The organism is Cellulomonas hominis, assembly GCF_005239125.1.
Classification (GTDB): Bacteria; Actinomycetota; Actinomycetes; order Actinomycetales; family Cellulomonadaceae; genus Cellulomonas; species Cellulomonas hominis_A.
The window spans coordinates 1-17,765 of sequence record NZ_SZYE01000073.1 but is presented as its reverse complement, the minus strand read 5'-3'; the positions used below and the strand labels follow the sequence as shown (position 1 = coordinate 17,765).

The 17,765-nt window shown below is 75.6% G+C and carries 16 protein-coding genes; 11 read left to right on the top strand and 5 right to left on the bottom strand.

Features of this window, described 5'->3' with window-relative positions:
- Positions 1 to 2,445, top strand: a 2,445-nt coding sequence (locus tag FA014_RS19975) for an ATP-binding protein (protein WP_195969246.1), incomplete at its 5' end; no start/stop codon positions are given.
- A gap of 22 nt (positions 2,446 to 2,467) precedes the next feature.
- On the opposite strand, the gene FA014_RS10455 is transcribed toward FA014_RS19975, so the two are convergent.
- Together FA014_RS10455 and FA014_RS10450 are read right to left on the bottom strand one after the other, a co-directional pair.
- Complete coding sequence (locus FA014_RS10455; RefSeq protein WP_154729625.1) at positions 2,468 to 3,313, bottom strand: ABC transporter permease; 846 nt, start codon at positions 3,311 to 3,313, stop codon at positions 2,468 to 2,470.
- A complete protein-coding gene (locus FA014_RS10450) occupies positions 3,310 to 4,320 on the bottom strand; it encodes an ATP-binding cassette domain-containing protein (RefSeq protein ID WP_154729624.1) in 1,011 nt (336 codons plus the stop codon). The genes FA014_RS10455 and FA014_RS10450 overlap by 4 nt, the downstream gene beginning before the upstream one ends.
- 184 nt (positions 4,321 to 4,504) lie before the next feature.
- Here FA014_RS10450 and FA014_RS10445 point away from each other — a divergent pair, with 184 nt between their 5' ends.
- The 3 genes from FA014_RS10445 to FA014_RS10435 are packed head-to-tail and all read left to right on the top strand — an operon-like array spanning position 4,505 to position 6,185.
- Complete coding sequence (locus tag FA014_RS10445) at positions 4,505 to 5,146, top strand: TetR/AcrR family transcriptional regulator (RefSeq protein WP_230323049.1); 642 nt, start codon at positions 4,505 to 4,507, stop codon at positions 5,144 to 5,146.
- Positions 5,147 to 5,203: 57 nt separating this feature from the next.
- Entirely contained in the window at positions 5,204 to 5,683 is a 480-nt protein-coding gene (locus tag FA014_RS10440) for a VOC family protein (protein ID WP_328288192.1), read from the top strand.
- A 28-nt stretch (positions 5,684 to 5,711) separates the two neighbouring features.
- Positions 5,712 to 6,185 (top strand): acyl-CoA thioesterase, encoded by a 474-nt coding sequence (locus FA014_RS10435; protein ID WP_230323048.1) that lies wholly within the window; start codon positions 5,712 to 5,714, stop codon positions 6,183 to 6,185.
- A gap of 15 nt (positions 6,186 to 6,200) precedes the next feature.
- Here FA014_RS10435 and FA014_RS10430 read toward each other — a convergent pair whose 3' ends face one another.
- Complete coding sequence (locus tag FA014_RS10430) at positions 6,201 to 7,070, bottom strand: Cof-type HAD-IIB family hydrolase (RefSeq protein ID WP_154729623.1); 870 nt, start codon at positions 7,068 to 7,070, stop codon at positions 6,201 to 6,203.
- Positions 7,071 to 7,273: 203 nt separating this feature from the next.
- On the opposite strand from FA014_RS10430, the gene FA014_RS10425 reads away from it, so the two are divergent.
- Positions 7,274 to 8,095 carry a hypothetical protein gene (locus FA014_RS10425; RefSeq protein ID WP_154729622.1) on the top strand — a complete coding sequence of 274 codons (822 nt, stop codon included), beginning with the start codon at positions 7,274 to 7,276 and terminating at the stop codon, positions 8,093 to 8,095.
- Between the two features lie 161 nt (positions 8,096 to 8,256).
- A complete protein-coding gene (locus FA014_RS10420) occupies positions 8,257 to 9,885 on the top strand; it encodes a methyl-accepting chemotaxis protein (RefSeq protein ID WP_154729621.1) in 1,629 nt (542 codons plus the stop codon).
- 34 nt (positions 9,886 to 9,919) lie between these two features.
- Here the strand turns inward: FA014_RS10420 and FA014_RS10415 are convergent, their stop codons facing one another.
- Positions 9,920 to 10,288: a DUF488 domain-containing protein gene (locus FA014_RS10415; protein ID WP_154729620.1), complete on the bottom strand. Its 369-nt coding sequence runs from the start codon at positions 10,286 to 10,288 to the stop codon at positions 9,920 to 9,922.
- A gap of 158 nt (positions 10,289 to 10,446) precedes the next feature.
- Here FA014_RS10415 and FA014_RS10410 point away from each other — a divergent pair, with 158 nt between their 5' ends.
- The 3 genes from FA014_RS10410 (at position 10,447) to FA014_RS10400 (ending at position 15,091) form a co-directional block, all read left to right on the top strand.
- The gene (locus FA014_RS10410; RefSeq protein ID WP_154729619.1) at positions 10,447 to 13,029 is read left to right on the top strand and encodes an ATP-dependent Clp protease ATP-binding subunit; all 2,583 of its coding nucleotides are present in this window, start codon (positions 10,447 to 10,449) and stop codon (positions 13,027 to 13,029) included.
- 203 nt (positions 13,030 to 13,232) lie between these two features.
- Positions 13,233 to 14,267: a LacI family DNA-binding transcriptional regulator gene (locus FA014_RS10405; RefSeq protein ID WP_154729618.1), complete on the top strand. Its 1,035-nt coding sequence runs from the start codon at positions 13,233 to 13,235 to the stop codon at positions 14,265 to 14,267.
- A gap of 98 nt (positions 14,268 to 14,365) precedes the next feature.
- Positions 14,366 to 15,091, top strand: a complete 726-nt coding sequence (locus tag FA014_RS10400) for an alpha/beta fold hydrolase (RefSeq protein WP_195969245.1) — start codon at positions 14,366 to 14,368, stop codon at positions 15,089 to 15,091.
- Positions 15,092 to 15,150: 59 nt separating this feature from the next.
- Here the strand turns inward: FA014_RS10400 and FA014_RS10395 are convergent, their stop codons facing one another.
- Entirely contained in the window at positions 15,151 to 15,780 is a 630-nt protein-coding gene (locus FA014_RS10395; RefSeq protein ID WP_154729616.1) for a TetR/AcrR family transcriptional regulator, read from the bottom strand.
- 117 nt (positions 15,781 to 15,897) lie between these two features.
- Between FA014_RS10395 and FA014_RS10390 the strand changes: the two genes are divergently transcribed.
- The gene (locus FA014_RS10390) at positions 15,898 to 16,959 is read left to right on the top strand and encodes an ABC transporter permease (protein ID WP_154729626.1); all 1,062 of its coding nucleotides are present in this window, start codon (positions 15,898 to 15,900) and stop codon (positions 16,957 to 16,959) included.
- On the top strand, positions 16,956 to 17,765 hold an 810-nt coding region (locus FA014_RS10385; protein WP_230323046.1), incomplete at its 3' end, for an ABC transporter ATP-binding protein. The genes FA014_RS10390 and FA014_RS10385, both read left to right, overlap by 4 nt.

Sequence of the window (17,765 nt, the reverse complement as noted above, 5' to 3'; positions counted from 1 at the left end):
CCCAACGCCCTCATCGGCCGGGACGGGGACGTCGCCGCGGTGGAGGCGATGCTCGGCACGGCCCCGGTCGTCACCGTGCTGGGCACCGGCGGCCTCGGCAAGACCCGCCTCGTGCAGGAGGTCGCCCGGCGCGCCGCCGGCCGGTCCCGCGCGGTGTACGTCGCGGAGCTGGCCGCGGTGCGCGACGACCCGGACGTGCTGCCCGCGCTCGCGGGGGCGCTGCAGGTCCCCGAACCCACCGCGCGGCGCGCCGGGGTGACGGACCAGCGGATGCGGGCGCTGCCGGAGCGCGTGCTGGACCGGTTGGGCGAGCAGCCCACCCTGCTGGTCCTGGACAACTGCGAGCAGGTGCTCGACGGCGTGGCCGCCTGGGTCGCCGAGGTGGTGGCGACGCTGCCCGACGTCCAGGTGCTGACGACGAGCCGCGCCCCGCTGGGGGTGCCGGGGGAGCGGGTGCACCCGCTGGACCCGCTCCCGGCCCGCGACGTCGACGGCGGCCCCGGTCCGGCCGTCCGGCTGTTCACCGAGCGGGCGACCGCGGTGCGGCCGGGCGTGGTCCTCCCGACGGAGGTCGTCGAGCGGCTGTGCGCGCGGCTCGACGGGCTGCCGCTCGCGATCGAGCTCGCCGCCGCGCGGACGCGCTCGCTCACGGTGGTCGAGGTCGAGCGGCGGCTGTCCGACCGGTTCGCCCTGCTCGTGTCCGGCGGCGCCGGGACGCCCGAGCGGCACCGGACCCTGCACGCCGTGATCGCCTGGTCCTGGGACCTGCTCACCGAGCGGCAGCGCGCGCTGTGCCGCCGGGTCGCGGTGCTCCCGGACGGCTTCGGGCTGCCGGCCGCGCTCGCGGTGGTCGCGGGCGAGGCGGACGAGACGGCGGTGCTGGACGACCTGGACGCGCTGGTCGCGCAGTCGCTGCTCCTGGTCGAGGAGGAGCGGCGCACGGGCGAGGTCCGGTACCGGATGCTCGAGACCGTCCGGGAGTTCGGGCAGCGCGAGGTGCTGGCGGTCGGCGAGCAGGACCGGGTGCGGGAGGCGGTGCTGGACTGGGCGCAGGAGGTGGCCTCCGGGATCGTCCGGCGCGCGGGCAGCCCGGAGCGGGTCCTGCTGGACCCGGTGGGCGACCTCGAGCACGACAACCTGGTGGCGCTGCTGCGCACCGAGCTGGGCGAGGGCTCGCACCGGCCGGGCGCGGTGCTGGCGGTCTTCGCCGTGGTGGGGCTCCGCTGGATGCTGCAGGGGGCGCACGAGGAGCTGCAGGACGTGCAGCGGGGCGTGCTGGCCGCGAGCGAGGGCTGGGTGCCCGACGGCGACGCGGAGCCCGCCGTCGTCGCGCTCGCGATCCTGGCGGGCACGGAGCTGATGTTCGGCGACCTGCGGGCCGGCGCCCGCGCCCGGCTCGCGGTGCGGCGGGCCGCCGCGGCGGGCGGGCTGCGGCCGGTGCCGCGGCTGCTGGCCGAGGCCGTCGACCGGTTCGCCGACCCCGCCGCGCTGGCGGCGATCCTCGCCGGGGCGCGGGAGTCGACGGACCTGCCGAGCCGCCGGCTCGCGCTGCTCGCGTCCTGGTCGCTCGCGGAGAACGACTCCGACGTCGAGGCGTCGATCGCCTACGCCGGCGAGGCCTACCACCTGGCCGTCGACACCGACGACCCGTGGACCGCGGTGATGGCCGCCGTGTCGCTGGCGGGCGCGTACAGCCAGAGTCTGCGCCCCCACGAGGCGATGGACTGGCTGACCGCCGCGCGGACCGCGCTCGCCGCGCCCCGGCTCGGTCACCGCGACCTGATGGTCCAGGCCTTCGAGGAGAGCCTGGAGCAGGTGTACGGCGTGACGCTGCTCAGCCTCGGCGAGTGGGACGAGGCCGAGCGGGTGTTCGAGGACGTGGCCCGGGCGACGACCGACGTGCGGGACGCCGAGGTGATGTCCGCCCTGGGGCTCGCGGAGGCCGAGCGCGGCCGCGGCGAGGTGGCGCGCGGCCTGGCGCGGTACCGGGCGCTGCTGGCGCGCGCGGCGGCGCGCGGCGGCTCCGGGCCCTGGCTGCTCGTGGCGGCCGGTGCGTGCCTCGCGGCCCACGTCCTGGAGGGCTGCGCGGACGAGCCCGCCCTCCGGGACGCCGTGCGCGCGATCCGCGAGGAGGACCTGACCGGGCGCGCGGGCTTCACCGACCGCCCGGTGCTGGGCACCCTGCTGACCGGCGTGGGCGCGTGGCGCGTGGCCACGGCCCCCGACGACCCCGGCGGGCTGGAGCTGCTGGCGCTCGCGGAGCGGGTCGGCGCCCGCCAGGACTTCCCGTGCGGGGTGCTGGCGCCGCACCTGGCGCTCGCGGCCGCGCGGTACGGCCGGGCGGCCGTCGACCGGGCGCGGGCCGACGCCGCGGCGCTGGCGCACGGCGACGACGTGCGGCGGGCGCTCACGCTGCTCCGCGCCGCCGGGGTGGGCGCGGCCTGACGCGCCCCGCCGTGCGTAACCCTCAGGCCCGGCGCATGTAGGCCCGGACGGTCAGCGGTGCGAACACGGCCACGACGACGGCGGCCCCGAGCAGCGCCCACCCCGCGTCCGCGGTGAGGCCGTCGCCGAGCGTCAGGTCGCGCGCCGCGGTCACCAGGTGCGACACCGGGTTCAGGTCGACGAACGACCGCAGCCACCCCGGCAGCGTGTCCGCCGGCACGAACGCGTTGGAGGCGAAGGTCAGCGGGAACAGCACGATCATCGAGATGCCCTGCACCGACGACGCCGAGCGGGCGATCACGCCGAAGAAGGCGAAGATCCAGGACAGCGCCCACGCGCTGACCACGACCAGCAGGCCGGCGGCGACGACCCCGACGGCCCCGCCGTCCGGCCGCCAGCCCATGACCAGGCCCATGACCATCGTCAGCGTCGTGGCGATGAGGTACCGGATCGTGTCGGCGAGCAGCGCCCCGGCGAGCGGGGCGATCCGGGCGATGGGCAGCGACCGGAACCGGTCGAACACGCCCTTGTCCATGTCCTCGCGCAGCTGCACGCCCGTGACGACGGACGTGGTGATGACGGTCTGCACCAGGATGCCGGGGATGAAGAACGGCAGGTAGGACTGCACGTCCCCCGCGATGGCGCCGCCGAAGATGTACGTGAACATCAGCGTGAACAGGATCGGCTGCAGCGTCACGTCGAACAGCTGCTCGGGCGTGCGGCGGACCTTGAGCAGGCCGCGCCAGCCCATCGAGAGCGACTGCCGCACGGTGGCGCCGAGGGTCACCCGGTTGCTGGCGGCGCGCGCCAGGGCCTGCGGGTCGACGGCCGCCGCGACGGGCCGGGTCGGGGTGAGGGTGGTGGTCATGCGCGGGCCTCCTCGAGGTCGCGGTCGGCGGCGTCCTCGGCCGGCGCGGGCGCAGCGGAGGCCTGCCCGGTCAGCGTGAGGAACACCTCGTCGAGCGTGGGCTCCTGCACGGCGATGTCGTGCAGCGGGATGCCGGCGGAGCGCAGGGCGACCAGCAGGTCCCCCGCGGAGTCCGCCGTGGGGACGGGGGCGGACAGCCGGCCGTCGCGCGTGCGGGTGGGCTCGACGCCGAGCACCGAGCGGGCGATCCGCAGCGCCTCGGGCTCGTCGGCGGGCTCCGCCAGCCCGAGCTGCAGCCGCGAGGTGCCGACCGACGCCTTGAGCTCCGCCCCGGTGCCCTCGGCCACGAGCCGGCCGCGGTCGATGACGGCGATCCGGTCCGCCAGCTGGTCCGCCTCGTCGAGGTACTGGGTGGTGAGCAGGACGGTCGACCCGCCGGCGACCAGCCGGCGCACGGTCTCCCACATCTGCAGGCGCGTCCGGGGGTCGAGGCCGGTGGTCGGCTCGTCGAGGAAGATCAGCGGCGGCTGCGCGATGAGCGAGGCCGCCAGGTCCAGGCGCCGGCGCATGCCGCCGGAGAAGTTCTTCAGCGGGCGCGCCGCCGCCTCGGTGAGGCCGAACTCCTCGAGCAGCGCCGTCGACGTGCGGCGGGCGTCGGAGCGGGACAGGCCGAGCAGCCGCGCGAACAGCACGAGGTTCTCGGTGGCGGACAGGCTCTCGTCGACGGAGGCGTACTGGCCGGTCACGCCGATCAGCGACCGCACGGCCTGCGCCTCGCGGGCGACGTCCCGGCCGAACACGGTGGCCGTGCCGGCGTCCGGGCGGAGCAGGGTCGCGAGCATGCGGATGGTCGTGGTCTTGCCGGCGCCGTTCGGGCCGAGGAACCCGTAGACGGCCCCGGTCCGGATCTGCAGGTCGATGCCGTCGACCGCGCGGTTGTCGCCGAAGGTCTTGACGAGCCCGCGGGCCTCGACGGCCCAGGTGCTGCCGTCGGTGGATGTGGTCATGGTGGTGGTCCTCCCTGGTTGGCGAGGACCACCCTCCGGCCCGCCGCTCACACGGCGCTCACGTCGCGCTGACACGGCTGCGGGCGACCACCCGTGCGGCTGACGTCGGCCCGGGCGCCCGCGCGGCGCCGTGACGCGCGCCCGGGCGTGCGCCACACTCCCGACCGGGTCGAGGGGGTGGGGCATGCCGCGGATGGCGGTGGCGGACCGGCGCCGGGAGCTGGTGGACGCGGCGGTCCGCGTGATCGCCCGCGACGGCGTGGCGGCGGCGACCACGCGCGCCGTCGTCGCCGAGGCGGGCATGTCCCTGGCGAGCCTGCACTACGCGTTCCCGTCCCGCGAGCACCTGCTCGAGGCGGTCATCGTCGAGGTGACCGAGCAGGAGCGCCGCGCCGCGGAGGCCGGGCTGCTGCCCGTCGCCACGGGGGCCGAGGACGGCATGGAGGCGGGTCCCGCGGACCCGCCGGCGCTCGAGGACGTCATCGCCGGCGGGCTGGAGCGCTACGTCGAGCACCTCGTCGCCCGTCCGGAGCGGGAGCAGGCGCTGCTCGAGCTCGCGCTGTACGCGATGCGGACGCCGGGCCAGCGCGGGGCGCTCGTCGCCCAGTACGCGGTCTACCAGGAGTCCGCGCGCGCGACGCTGTCGACCGCGGCGCTCGCGGCGCGGTGCCGGTGGACGGTGCCGCTCGACCAGGCCGCGCGGGCGCTCGTGATGGCGACGGAGGGGCTGACGACGGTCTGGCTCGCGGACCGGGACACGGAGGCGGCGCGCCGGACCGCCCGGTTCGCGGCGCGGGCGCTCGCCGCGCTGGCCGAGCCGGCGTAGGGCCGCGCGCGACGGACCGGGGGCACACTGGGTCCACCCGAGACGAGGAGGCCCCCCGTGCTGACCAGCGTGCACCCGTTCCTGTGGTTCGACTCCCAGGCCGAGCAGGCCGCCGCGCTCTACACCTCGCTCCTGCCGAACTCGCGGGTGACCGAGACGCGGACGTACCCCGACGGGGCGCCGGACGAGTTCGCCGGCCGGGTCATGTCGGTGTCCTTCGAGCTCGACGGCCTGCCCGTCGAGGCGCTCAACGCCGGCCCGCAGTTCCGGTTCACCGAGGCGTTCTCGTTCTTCGTGTCGGTCGACACCCAGGACGAGGTCGACCGGCTGTGGGACGGGCTGATCGCCGGCGGCGGCGAGCCGTCCCAGTGCGGCTGGCTCAAGGACCCGTACGGCCTGTCCTGGCAGATCGTCCCCCGTGCGCTCGGCGAGCTGCTGGGGGACCCGGACCCGGCGCGGGCGCAGCGGGCCATGCAGGCGATGCTCGGGATGCAGAAGCTCGACGTGGCGGCGCTGCACGCCGCAGCGGACGGCTGAGCCCGCGCGGGCGACCTACCCTGGGGCGGTGACAGACTCCGCCCCCACCCCCGGCCGGCGCGGACGCGTGACGATGCAGGTGCGGTGGTCCGACGTCGACCTGTTCGCGCACGTCAACAACGCGGCCTACCTCCGGTTCCTCGACGACGCCCGGTTCTCGCTTTTCTCCTCGATGGGCGTCGACCCCGCGGGCCGGCCGACCGACTCGCTGCTGGTGGTCGTCAAGCACGAGATCGAGTACCTGGCGCCGCTCGGGTTCCGCCCCGAGCCCATCGCCGTCGACGTGTGGGTGCCGCGCACCGGCCGGTCGTCGGTCGACTTCGGCTACGAGGTGCTGGACGTGGCCGGCACCGACGGGGCCGAGCCGGTCGTCTACCTGCGGGCGCGGTCCCGGATGGTGCAGCTCGACCGCGGGACGCACCAGCCCCGGCCGTTCACGCCCGAGGAGCGCGCGGTGTTCGAGACGTACCCCGGCGAGGCGCCGGTGCTGCACGGCTGGTGACGCCCGGCGGCGCGGTCAGGCGCCGACCGTCATCCCCAGGGCGGCGGCCAGCGTGCGGGTGACGCCGTTCCGGCTGTTCGCCGGCACCACGTACCGGGCCCGTGCCCGGACGTCCGGGTGCGCGTTGTCCATCGCGCACGACCAGCGGGCCGCGTCCAGCAGCCCGGCGTCGTTCAGGTAGTCGCCGAACGCCATCGTCTGCTCCGGGGTCACCCCCAGCCGCTCCTGGACCCGGCGCAGCGCGTGGCCCTTGTCGGCCGCCGGGCTCATCACGTCGATCCAGTGCTGCCCGGACACCACGACCCGCAGCCGGTCGGCCAGGTCGGCGAACGCCGGCGCGGTGGCCTCCTCGACGGACCCGAAGTCGAACACCGCGATCTTCAGCACCACGTCGTCCACGGCGGTGACGTCGTCGACCTCCTGCAGCCGTGCGTAGTGCCGGCGGGCGTGCTCGGCGAACGCGTCGCCCACCCGCTCGATCGACGCGGCACGCTGCCCGCACAGCACCAGGCCGACGTCGGCGCCCCGGGCCGCCAGCTCGCGCACCCGGCCGACGACCTCCGGCACGACCTCCGCGGGCAGCGGGTCCGTCGACAGCGCCTCCTCGTGCTGCACGACGTACGAGCCGTTCTCCGCGATGAACACCAGGTCGTCCCCGCGCGGGCCGAACAGCTCCCGGAGGTTCGCGTACTGCCGGCCGCTGGCCGGCGCGAACGCGATCCCGCGCCGCTCGAGCTCGTCCAGCACCGGCCAGAACGTCTCCGGGACCCGGCCGCGCTCGTCCAGCAGCGAGCCGTCCATGTCGGAGACGACGAGGCGCACCTGGTCGACGTCGGGCAGCACGGGCGGGTCGAGGACGGGCTCGGTGGTCGTCGTGGCGGGCATGCGCCCAGTCTCCCAGCCGGCGCGCGGTCCTCCGTCCGGGTGACGGCGCTCAGCAGAGGCACAGCCGGAGCACGGGTGACGGCGGCACGGGATACGGTCGACGGGCACCGAGCCGCGCCGCGGCCGGCGCGCAGGGGGCGGCGATCGTCGTGCCCGTGCCGCGCCGCCGCCGGCCGGCTCCCCACGACCGAGGAGTCCTCCCCATGCGCGTCACGCGTGGCATCGCCGCCCTGTCCCTGACGGCGGTCGCCGTCCTGGGCCTGTCCGCCTGCTCCGACTCCGGCGAGAAGGCCGACAAGCCCGCCGCCGGCGCGGAGGCGTCCGCCCCGGCCGAGGAGGTCGCCGAGGTCGAGTCCGACTTCGACCTGACCGAGGACGACTTCGTCGAGCGCGTCACCGCCGCGGCCCAGGCCGCCGGGACCGTGACGATGGACATGACGACCACCGGCTCCGGCGTCACCCAGACGGCGTCCGGCGTCATCCGGTACACGGACGGCGCGCAGGACCTGGCCATGACCATGGAGGTCCCGGGCACCGGCACGATCGACTTCAAGATGGTCGGCGGCATCGTCTACATGCAGATGCCGGAGCTCACCGGGGACAAGTACCTCCAGATCGACCCGGCCGACACCAGCAACCCGCTGTCGCAGTCGTTCGCGGGCATGGAGGGGCAGTTCGACCCGACCGGCACCCTCGCCGGGCTGGCCGACGCGGTGAAGTCGTTCGAGAAGGTCGGCGAGCCGCAGGAGGTGGGCGGCGCCCTCGCCCAGGAGTACAGGGTCGTCATCGACTCGTCCGCGCTGTCCGACCCGGCCGTCGCCGAGGAGCTCGCCGCCGCGGGCACCTCGCTGCCGCCGGAGCTGACCTACAGCTACTGGATCGACGCGGACGACCAGATGCGCCGGGTGACCACCGAGGTCGCGGGCGTCGGGACGGACGTCACGTTCTCGGGCTGGGGCGAGCCGGTCGACATCACCGCGCCGACCGCCGACCAGATCGCGGACATGAGCAGCCTCGGGTTCTGACCGACCCGCTCCGGCGACGGGCCGGGCGCGCCGACGCGGCGTGCCCGGCCCGTCGCCGTCTGTGACGGCCGCCTCCCGTGTTCGCCCGCCGGGAGGCTCAGTCCGGCCGCGCCCCCGCCGATCCGGACGTCGGCGGGGGACGGACGAGCGGAGGTCGGACGATGGGTGCGGTGCCGAACGGGCGAGGGCGGTGGAGCGGGCTCCGGGCGAAGGTCCTGGGGGTCGCGGCCATCGGCGTGGCGACCGCCGTGGTCGCCGGGGTGGGCTCCCAGGTGTTCCTGGGGCGCGTGTCGGCGGCGAACCACCGCCTGGCGGAGCTGCAGGAGGTCTCGACCGAGGTCGGCGAGGTCCGCACGATGAACGCGGACGTCTCGGGGTGGCAGGTGGCGTACGCCTGGGACACCAGGCGGATCGGCGGACCGGAGGCGGTCGCTGCGGACAGCGCCAACCGCGCCGGGTACCTGGAGTCGGTGCAGACCCTGCAGGCGGCGCTCGACGCCGTCCACACCGACCTGCTCACCGCGGACGAGTCCGCGACGTTCGAGCAGATCGCGTCGCTGTGGCAGGACTTCTTCGCCGCGGACGACCGCGTCGTCGCCGCCTACCAGGAGGGCACCCCCGAGGCGCTGGACGCCGGCGACGCCCTCGTCACCGGGGACGCGTACGACGTCTACTACGCGATCGGGGACGCCACGACGACGCTGCTCGACTCGCTGCGCGAGCGCACCGTCGACGCCACCGAGGACGCGGCGTCCGCCGCGGCGACCGGCCGGGTCGTGACGGCGGTGCTCCTGGTCGCCGGCGTGCTGGCGGCGCTGCTGGCCGGGCTGCGGGTCTCCGGGACGATGGCGCGCGCGGCGTCCCGGGTGCGGGCGTCCGTGGAGGCGATGGCGACCGGGGACCTGACCCGCGAGCCCGACGTGCGCTCGCGCGACGAGCTGGGCGAGATGGCGTCGGCCCTGTCGTCGGCGCAGACCAGCCTGCGCGCCACCATGGCCGGGGTCGTGGAGACGTCCCAGGCGGTGGCGGCCGCGGCGGAGGAGCTGTCGGCGGCCTCGTCGCAGGTCGCGGCCGGGTCGGACGAGACGTCCGCCCAGGCGGGGGTCGTGGCGGCGGCGGCGGAGCAGGTGTCGCGGAACGTGCAGACGGTGGCGGCGGGTGCCGAGCAGATGGGTGCCAGCATCCGGGAGATCGCGCAGAACGCGTCGCAGGCGGCGAAGGTCGCGGGTCAGGCCACGGACGCGGCGGCGGTGACGAACGAGCAGGTCGCGCGGCTGGGGACGTCGTCGCAGGAGATCGGGAACGTCGTCAAGGTCATCACCAGCATCGCCGAGCAGACGAACCTGCTGGCGCTGAACGCCACGATCGAGGCGGCGCGCGCCGGGGAGGCCGGCAAGGGCTTCGCCGTCGTCGCCGGCGAGGTCAAGGAGCTGGCCCAGGAGACGGCCAAGGCCACGGAGGACATCGTCCGGCGGGTGGAGGCCATCCAGGGCGACACCGCCGGCGCGGTCGCGGCCATCGGGGAGATCGCCGCGGTCGTCGCGAGCATCAACGACTACCAGCTGACGATCGCCTCGGCGGTGGAGGAGCAGACCGCCACGACCACCGAGATGTCCCGGTCGGTGGCCGAGGCCGCGACCGGCTCGGGCGAGATCGCGCTGAACATCACGGGCGTGGCGTCGGCGACGGCGACCTCCTCGCAGACGCTCGGGCAGATGGGCGACGCGATCGGCGAGCTCGCGCGCATGTCCGAGGACCTGCGCGGCCGGGTGTCCCGCTTCACGTACTGAGGGGCCGCGGGGCGTCGGGGACCCGCCGGGGGGCTCAGGGGGCCCGGTCGGCGAGCAGGCGGGCGAGCACCGGCACGTGGCTCAGCGCAACCTCGCGCGTCGCCGTCACCAGCGTCACGGGGCCGGCGGCCGCCACGTCCGCGAGGTGGGCCAGCGCGGCGGCGCCCTCGCCCTCGGCCAGCTCCGCGGCGTACCGCCGGGCGAACTCGTCGTACGCCTCCGCCCGGTGCCCGTACCACCGCCGCAGCTCCGTGCTCGGCGCGACCTCGGGCAGCCACGCGTCCACCCGCGGGTCGTCGCGCCGCACCCCGCGCGGCCACAGCCGGTCCACCAGCACCCGCCGCCGCGTGCCGTCCCCGGCCTCGTAGACCCGCCCGACCCCGACCTCGTCCACGGTCCCCATCCTGCCGCGGACCCGGTGCCGTCACGCCAGGGGCGAACACGGGACGCCCGACGCACCCCCCGCCGTTAGCATCGAACAACGCCGCCTCGCCGTGCGTGGAGCAGCGGGCCACCGGGCCCGGACCGCGCCGGCGAGCACGCCGCTCGTGAGGAGTGCACATGTTCGAGAGATTCACGGACCGAGCCCGTCGCGTGGTCGTCCTCGCCCAGGAAGAGGCGCGGATGCTCAACCACAACTACATCGGTACCGAGCACATCCTCCTGGGTCTCATCCACGAGGGGGAGGGTGTCGCGGCCAAGGCGCTCGAGTCGCTGAACATCTCGCTCGACGCGGTGCGCGCCCAGGTGCAGGAGATCATCGGCGAGGGCCAGCAGGCCCCGAGCGGGCACATCCCGTTCACGCCGCGTGCCAAGAAGGTGCTGGAGCTGTCGCTGCGCGAGGCGCTGCAGCTCGGCCACAACTACATCGGGACCGAGCACATCCTGCTCGGCCTCATCCGCGAGGGCGAGGGCGTCGCGGCCCAGGTGCTCGGCAAGCTCGGCGCCGACCTGAACCGCGTCCGCCAGCAGGTCATCCAGCTGCTGTCCGGCTACCAGGGCAAGGAGCCCGTGGCCGCCGGCGGTCCGCAGGAGGGCCAGCCCTCGGGCTCCGCCGTCCTCGACCAGTTCGGCCGCAACCTGACGCAGGCCGCGCGCGAGGGCAAGCTCGACCCGGTCATCGGGCGCGAGAAGGAGATCGAGCGGGTCATGCAGGTGCTGTCCCGCCGCACCAAGAACAACCCGGTGCTGATCGGCGAGCCCGGCGTCGGCAAGACGGCGGTCGTCGAGGGCCTGGCCCAGGACATCGTCCGGGGCGACGTGCCGGAGACGCTGAAGGACAAGCAGCTCTACACGCTGGACCTCGGCGCCCTGGTCGCCGGCTCCCGCTACCGCGGTGACTTCGAGGAGCGCCTGAAGAAGGTCCTCAAGGAGATCCGCACCCGCGGCGACATCATCCTGTTCATCGACGAGATCCACACCCTCGTGGGTGCGGGTGCCGCCGAGGGCGCGATCGACGCCGCGAGCATCCTCAAGCCGATGCTGGCCCGCGGCGAGCTGCAGACCGTCGGCGCGACGACCCTGGACGAGTACCGCAAGTACGTGGAGAAGGACCCGGCCCTCGAGCGCCGGTTCCAGCCCATCCAGGTCTCCGAGCCGAACCTCCAGCACGCCATCGAGATCCTCAAGGGCCTGCGCGACCGGTACGAGGCGCACCACCGCGTCTCGATCACCGACGGCGCCCTGGTGGCCGCCGCGACCCTGGCCGACCGGTACGTCAACGACCGGTTCCTGCCGGACAAGGCGATCGACCTGGTCGACGAGGCCGGTGCCCGCCTGCGCATCCGCCGCATGACGGCCCCGCCGGAGCTGCGCGAGCTCGACGAGCAGATCGCCGAGACGCGCCGCGACAAGGAGTCGGCGATCGACGAGCAGGACTTCGAGAAGGCGGCGCGCCTGCGCGACGCCGAGAAGCAGCTCGGCCTCAAGCGCCAGGAGAAGGAGAAGGCCTGGAAGTCGGGCGACCTGGACGCGGTCGCCGAGGTCGACGAGGAGCTCATCGCCGAGGTGCTGGCGCTGGCCACCGGGATCCCGGTGTTCAAGCTCACCGAGGAGGAGTCCAGCCGGCTGCTCCACATGGAGGACGAGCTGCACAAGCGGGTCGTCGGCCAGGAGTCGGCGATCAAGGCGCTCTCGCAGGCCATCCGCCGCACGCGCGCCGGGCTCAAGGACCCGAAGCGCCCCGGTGGCTCGTTCATCTTCGCCGGCCCCACGGGCGTCGGGAAGACCGAGCTGGCCAAGGCGCTCGCCGAGTTCCTGTTCGGGGACGAGGACGCGCTGATCCAGCTCGACATGTCCGAGTTCTCGGAGAAGCACACCGTGTCGCGGCTGTTCGGCTCGCCCCCCGGCTACGTCGGGTACGACGAGGGCGGCCAGCTCACCGAGAAGGTGCGCCGCAAGCCGTTCTCGGTCGTCCTGTTCGACGAGGTCGAGAAGGCGCACGCGGACATCTTCAACTCGCTGCTGCAGATCCTCGAGGACGGTCGCCTGACCGACTCGCAGGGTCGGGTGGTCGACTTCAAGAACACCGTGATCATCATGACCACGAACCTCGGCACCCGGGACATCGCCAAGGGCGTCCAGACCGGCTTCCAGGCCGGCGGCGACCTGTCGACGTCGTACGAGCGCATGAAGTCCAAGGTCAACGACGAGCTCAAGACGCACTTCCGTCCGGAGTTCCTCAACCGCGTCGACGACGTGGTCGTCTTCCCGCAGCTCTCGCAGCCGGAGATCTTCGCGATCGTCGACCTGATGATCGCCAAGCTCGACGCCCGCCTGCGGGACAAGGACATGGGCATCGAGCTCACCGAGGCGGCCAAGAAGCTGCTCTCGGAGAAGGGCTACGACCCGGTCCTGGGCGCCCGGCCGCTGCGCCGCGCGATCCAGCGGGAGATCGAGGACGCGCTGTCCGAGAAGATCCTGTTCGGGGAGCTGCACGCGGGTCAGCAGATCATCGTGGACGCGCACGGCGAGGGTCTCCTCGGCGAGTTCGTGTTCCGCGGCGAGGAGCGCGGCCCGCGCTCGAAGGAGCCGGTGGGCGCGGGCGCCCGCTCGGCCGGGACGCCGGGCTCCGGCACGGACGTCCCGCCGGCGCCGCCGATCGCGTCGTCCGGTGACGGCGGCACGGGTCTCCTGCCCGCCTGACGCACCGACCACCGAGGGCCGGGTCGCACCCCAGGGTGCGGCCCGGCCCTCGGCGCGTCCGGTGGTCGGTGTGCTCGCGCACGGGCGGGTGACCGGGGTCGCCGGCCCCCGCGACCGGTTCACCCGCCGGCAGCGCCGTGACCTGGGTGCCTGCACCCACCACCCCGGGGAGGCCGCGAGGGGAAACGCCTACCGTGGCTCGCATGCCCGGACAGGTGACGCTGAGCGACGTGGCCCGCGAGGCGGGGGTGTCCCTCGCGACCGCCTCGCGCGCCCTGAACGGCTCGGCGAACCGCACCGTCGGCGAGGACCTGCGCAAGCGGGTGCAGGCCGCAGCGGCCCGGCTCCGGTACTCGCCCGACGGGATCGCGCAGGCGATGGCCCGCGGGCGGACGACCTCGCTCGGCCTGGTCGTCCCCGACATCGCCGACCCGTACTACGGCGCGATCACGGCGGGCGTGGCCGAGGCCGCCGACCTGGCCGGTCTGACCCTGACGCTCGCGTCCACCGGCGGGGACGCCGAGCGTGAGGTGGAGATCGTCCGGCTGCTCGAGCGGCAGCGGGCGCGGGCGGTCGTCCTGGCGGGCGGCCGGGCCGAGGACGCCGGGGCGGACGAGCCGGTGCGGGCCGCGCTGGAGTCGTTCCGCGGCATCGGCGGCGCCGTGTCCGCGGTCGGCGGCGACGCGCTCGGCGTGCCCGGTGTCGTGCTGGCGAACCGCGACGGCGCCGCCGACCTCGCGCGCGCCCTGCACGAGCGCGGCTACCGGCGGTTCGCCGTCCTGGGCGGGCCCGGGGGCGACGCCACCACGGCCGACCGCCGTGACGGCTTCCTGGACGCGCTGGCCGGGCTCGGCGCACCCGTCCCGGCGGCGCGCGTGCTGCCCGCCGCCGCCACGCGCGACGGCGGCCACGAGGCCATGTCCCGGCTGCTCGCCGACGGCGTCGACGACCTGGACGTCGTGTTCGCGGTGACCGACGTGATGGCCGCCGGGGCGCTCGCCGCCGCGCACGCCGCCGGCGTGCGGGTGCCGGACGACCTCGCGCTGGCGGGCTTCGACGGGGTCGAGGTGCTCCAGGACGTGCTGCCCGGGCTCACGACGGTCCGGCTGCCGCTCGGACGGATCGGGCTGGAGGTCACGCGCCTCGCGCTGCTCCCGGCCGACGCCGAGCCCGCGCACGTCCTGGTCGCGGGCGAGGTCGTCCTCCGGGACTCCACCCCCGGGCTCGCGGTCCGCTGACCCGGTCGCCCCGCGCGTCGAGTGTGCAGGAACCGAGCCCTTCTGGGCCGATTCGTCCCCCGGGTCCTGCGCACTCGGTGAGCGGTACCGTCGGGCCCGTGGACGCGAGCGGGCTGCACGTGGCCGACCGCGGGGCCGGTCCCGTGGTGCTGCTGCTGCACGGGAACGGGGAGGACGGCGCGTCCCTCGCGCCGGTCGCCGCCGACCTGGCCCGGGACCACCGGGTGCTGTCCCCGGACGCGCGCGGGCACGGGCGCTCGCCGCGGGGGAGCGGGCCGCTCACGATCGCGCGGATGGCCGACGACGCGGCGGCGGTGCTGGCGGCGGCGCCGGCGGGCGCGGGGGCGCGGTCCGGCGGGGGTGCCGGTGCCGCGGACGTCGTGGGCTACTCGGACGGCGGGAACGTCGGCCTCGTGCTGGCGCTGCGGCACCCGGGTGCCGTGCGGTCCCTGGTCGTCTACGGGGCGAACGTCGACCCCGGTGGGCTCACGCCCCGGACGCGCGCGGAGGTGACGGCGACCTGGCTCGGGCAGCGGGCGCGCGGGCTCGTCGACCCGGCGGCACGGGCACGGGCCGAGGTGACCGACCTGATGGTCCGGCAGCCGCGCATCCCGCTGCGGGCGCTCGCGCGGGTGCGGGTGCCCGTGCTGGTGGCCGCGGGCGAGCACGACGTGGTCCGGCGGGCGCACACCGAGGCGATCGCGGCGGCGCTGCCCGCGGGGGAGTGCGTGATCGTGCCGGGCGCGGACCACGGGCTGCCGATGTCCGACCCGGCGGCGTTCGTGCGGCTGGTGCGGGGGTTCCTGGCGGCCCACGGGTCCTGACGGGCTCGCGGGCGCCCCGGTCGGGACCGCTCCGCTGACCGGCGACCGGCCCGGGTCGCTCAGGGCCCGCCGATCGCCGCCAGCAGGTCCGCGACCTCGACCGGGCGCCCCGGCAGCGGGTCGCCGCCGGGCCGCAGCGCCGCCCGCAGCAGCGGCGCGCGCCGCTCGAGCAGCGCGGCGTTGAGCGCGTCCGGGAGCCCGGGCAGCGGGCGCAGGGCGGACGCGAACGTCAGCAGGATCTCCGGCACGCCGATGTCGGCGCGGACCAGGCCGAGGGCCTGCGCGGCGCCGACGACCTCGCCCGCGGCGGTGGCCGTGGCCGCGCGGCGACCGACGAGCTCCGGGGTGAACACGTCGGCGTCCCGGGCGCGCGGGACCAGCACGGGCAGCAGCAGCGGCAGCCCCGAGTCGAGGAACCCGGTGAGGAACTGCTCCCAGGCCGCGTGCGGGTCGTCCCCGGCCAGGCCCGTGCGCGCCGCGTCGAGCAGGCCGCCGACGTGGGTCAGCCGGTCGGCGACGACGGCCCGGACCAGCGCGGACCGGTCGGGGAAGTGCCGGTAGACGGTGCCGACCCCGACCCCGGCGGCGCGTGCGACGGCCTCCATCGGCTCGTCGAGCCCTCGCGCCGAGTACAGGGTGCGCGCGGCGTCGAGCACCCGCTGCCGGTTCCGTGCCGCGTCCGCCCTCACGGACCCAGGATAGGTGCCGGTAACCGGAATCGGACGTTCCGGTTCGGTGCTACGGTGGGACGCAGACGGGCGCCGTCGGAGGTGCCCCGACGCCGGGAGGCGAGCGCCGTGCGCGCCATGATCCTCAAGGAGTTCCGCGAGCTGCGCCGGGACCGCCGGACCGTCGCGATGCTCGTGGTCCTGCCCCTGCTGCTGCTGACGATCTTCGGCTTCGCCGCCAACTTCACGGTCGACAGCCTCACCACGCTGGTCGTCGGTCCGGGGGCGGAGCAGGCCGCGGACCGGATCGCCGGCTCGCCCGCGGGCGGCACGCTCGACGTCCGCGACGTGGCCCCCGGCGACGACCGCGCCGACGCGGTGGACGCGCTCGCCGCCAACCGGTACGACGTCGCCGTCGTCGCCCCCGACGCGGCGGGCGCGGTGCCGGAGGTGCTGGTCGACGGCACGAACCTGTTCGCCGCCCAGGCGGCCAACGTCGTGGTCGCCCGGCTCGGCGACGCCGTGGAGGCCGAGATCCTGTTCAACCCCGACCTCGAGACGTCGTGGGTGATGGTGCCCGCGCTGATCGGCCTGATCCTCACGTTCATCGGCACGATCATCACCAGCATCGGGCTCGTGAAGGAGCGCGCCGCGGGGACGCTGGAGCAGCTCGCGGTGATGCCGTTGCGCCCGGTCGACGTGATCGTCGGCAAGATCGCGCCGTACTTCCTGCTCGCCGCGCTCGACCTCGTGGTCGTCACCGTGCTCGGCATGCTGATCTTCGGCGTGCCCTTCACCGGGAACGTCGCGCTGTTCGCCCTGGCGGGGGCGATCTTCCTGTTCGTGGTGCTCGGCATCGGGGTGTTCATCTCGACCGTGTCGCAGAACGCCGGGCAGGCGATCCAGGCCGCGATCCTCGTGCTGCTGCCGCAGATCCTGCTGTCGGGGATCATCTTCCCGCTCGACGCCATGCCGATCGGGGTGCGCTGGATCGGGTACTGCCTGCCGCTCACCTACTTCACGCAGGTGTCGCAGGGCGTGATGCTGCGCGGCGCCGGCATCGACGCGCTGTGGCTGCCGGTCGTGGTGCTCACCGGGATGGCCGTGCTGGTCTTCGGGGCGGCCGTGTGGCGGTTCCGCGCCTCGATCACGCCGCGCCGGCCGCGACGACCCGCGCGCCGTGGGGCGTCACGGACGTGACCGTGCGGCGCGGCGGGCGGGCGGTGCTCGACGGCATCACGCTGCCCGTCCCCGCGGGCCGGATCACCGCGGTCGTCGGCGGCGACGGCGCGGGGAAGACCACCCTGGCCCGCCTGCTGGTCGGCCGCGAGGTCGCGGACGCGGGCGAGGTGCGGCGGGCGGACCCGCGGCGCACCGGGTTCCTGCCCGCGACGTCCGGGGTGTGGGGCGACCTGAGCGTGGCGGAGAACGTCGACCTGGTGGGGTGCGCCTACGGGCTGGACGCCGCGACCGCCCGGAGCCGGGCGGACCGCCTGCTGGCGGCGGCCGGCCTGGCGGACGTGCCGCGCCGCCTGGGGCGGGAGCTGTCCGGCGGGATGCGGCAGAAGCTCGGGTTCTGCCTCGCGATGCTGCCGGACCCCGCGCTCGTGGTGCTGGACGAGCCGTCCACCGGCGTCGACCCGGTGAGCCGGGTGGAGCTCTGGCGGATGCTGTCGGCCGTGGCGGCCGGCGGCACGGCGGTCCTGGTGACGACGACCTACCTGGACGAGGCGGAGCGCGCCGCGGCGGTGCTGGTCCTCGACGGCGGGGTGGAGGTCTACCGCGGCGACCCGGCGGAGGCGGCGTCCCGGGTCCGGGGCTCGATCGCGGTCCGCGCCGTCGGGACGGTCGGGGCGGTCGGCGGGGGCGCAGCAGCCGGGGACCCGGACCCGGCGGCCCAGCGCCCGGCGGCCCAGCGCCCGGTTCGCCGAGCCGCGGTACCTGCACCAGGTGCGGGAGCGCAGCGGGGGAGCGGTGCACGCGGCCGACGACCTCCCCGACGCGCT

Bases quoted from the DNA above. Each gene is read 5' to 3' on its own strand.
- FA014_RS10455 (WP_154729625.1), bottom strand. From the start codon at position 3,313: ATGACCACCACCCTCACCCCGACCCGGCCCGTCGCGGCGGCCGTCGAC.
- FA014_RS10450 (WP_154729624.1), bottom strand. From the start codon at position 4,320: ATGACCACATCCACCGACGGCAGCACCTGGGCCGTCGAGGCCCGCGGG.
- FA014_RS10445 (WP_230323049.1), top strand. From the start codon at position 4,505: ATGCCGCGGATGGCGGTGGCGGACCGGCGCCGGGAGCTGGTGGACGCG.
- FA014_RS10430 (WP_154729623.1), bottom strand. From the start codon at position 7,070: ATGCCCGCCACGACGACCACCGAGCCCGTCCTCGACCCGCCCGTGCTG.
- FA014_RS10425 (WP_154729622.1), top strand. From the start codon at position 7,274: ATGCGCGTCACGCGTGGCATCGCCGCCCTGTCCCTGACGGCGGTCGCC.
- FA014_RS10420 (WP_154729621.1), top strand. From the start codon at position 8,257: ATGGGTGCGGTGCCGAACGGGCGAGGGCGGTGGAGCGGGCTCCGGGCG.
- FA014_RS10415 (WP_154729620.1), bottom strand. From the start codon at position 10,288: ATGGGGACCGTGGACGAGGTCGGGGTCGGGCGGGTCTACGAGGCCGGG.
- FA014_RS10410 (WP_154729619.1), top strand. From the start codon at position 10,447: ATGTTCGAGAGATTCACGGACCGAGCCCGTCGCGTGGTCGTCCTCGCC.
- FA014_RS10405 (WP_154729618.1), top strand. From the start codon at position 13,233: ATGCCCGGACAGGTGACGCTGAGCGACGTGGCCCGCGAGGCGGGGGTG.
- FA014_RS10390 (WP_154729626.1), top strand. From the start codon at position 15,898: ATGATCCTCAAGGAGTTCCGCGAGCTGCGCCGGGACCGCCGGACCGTC.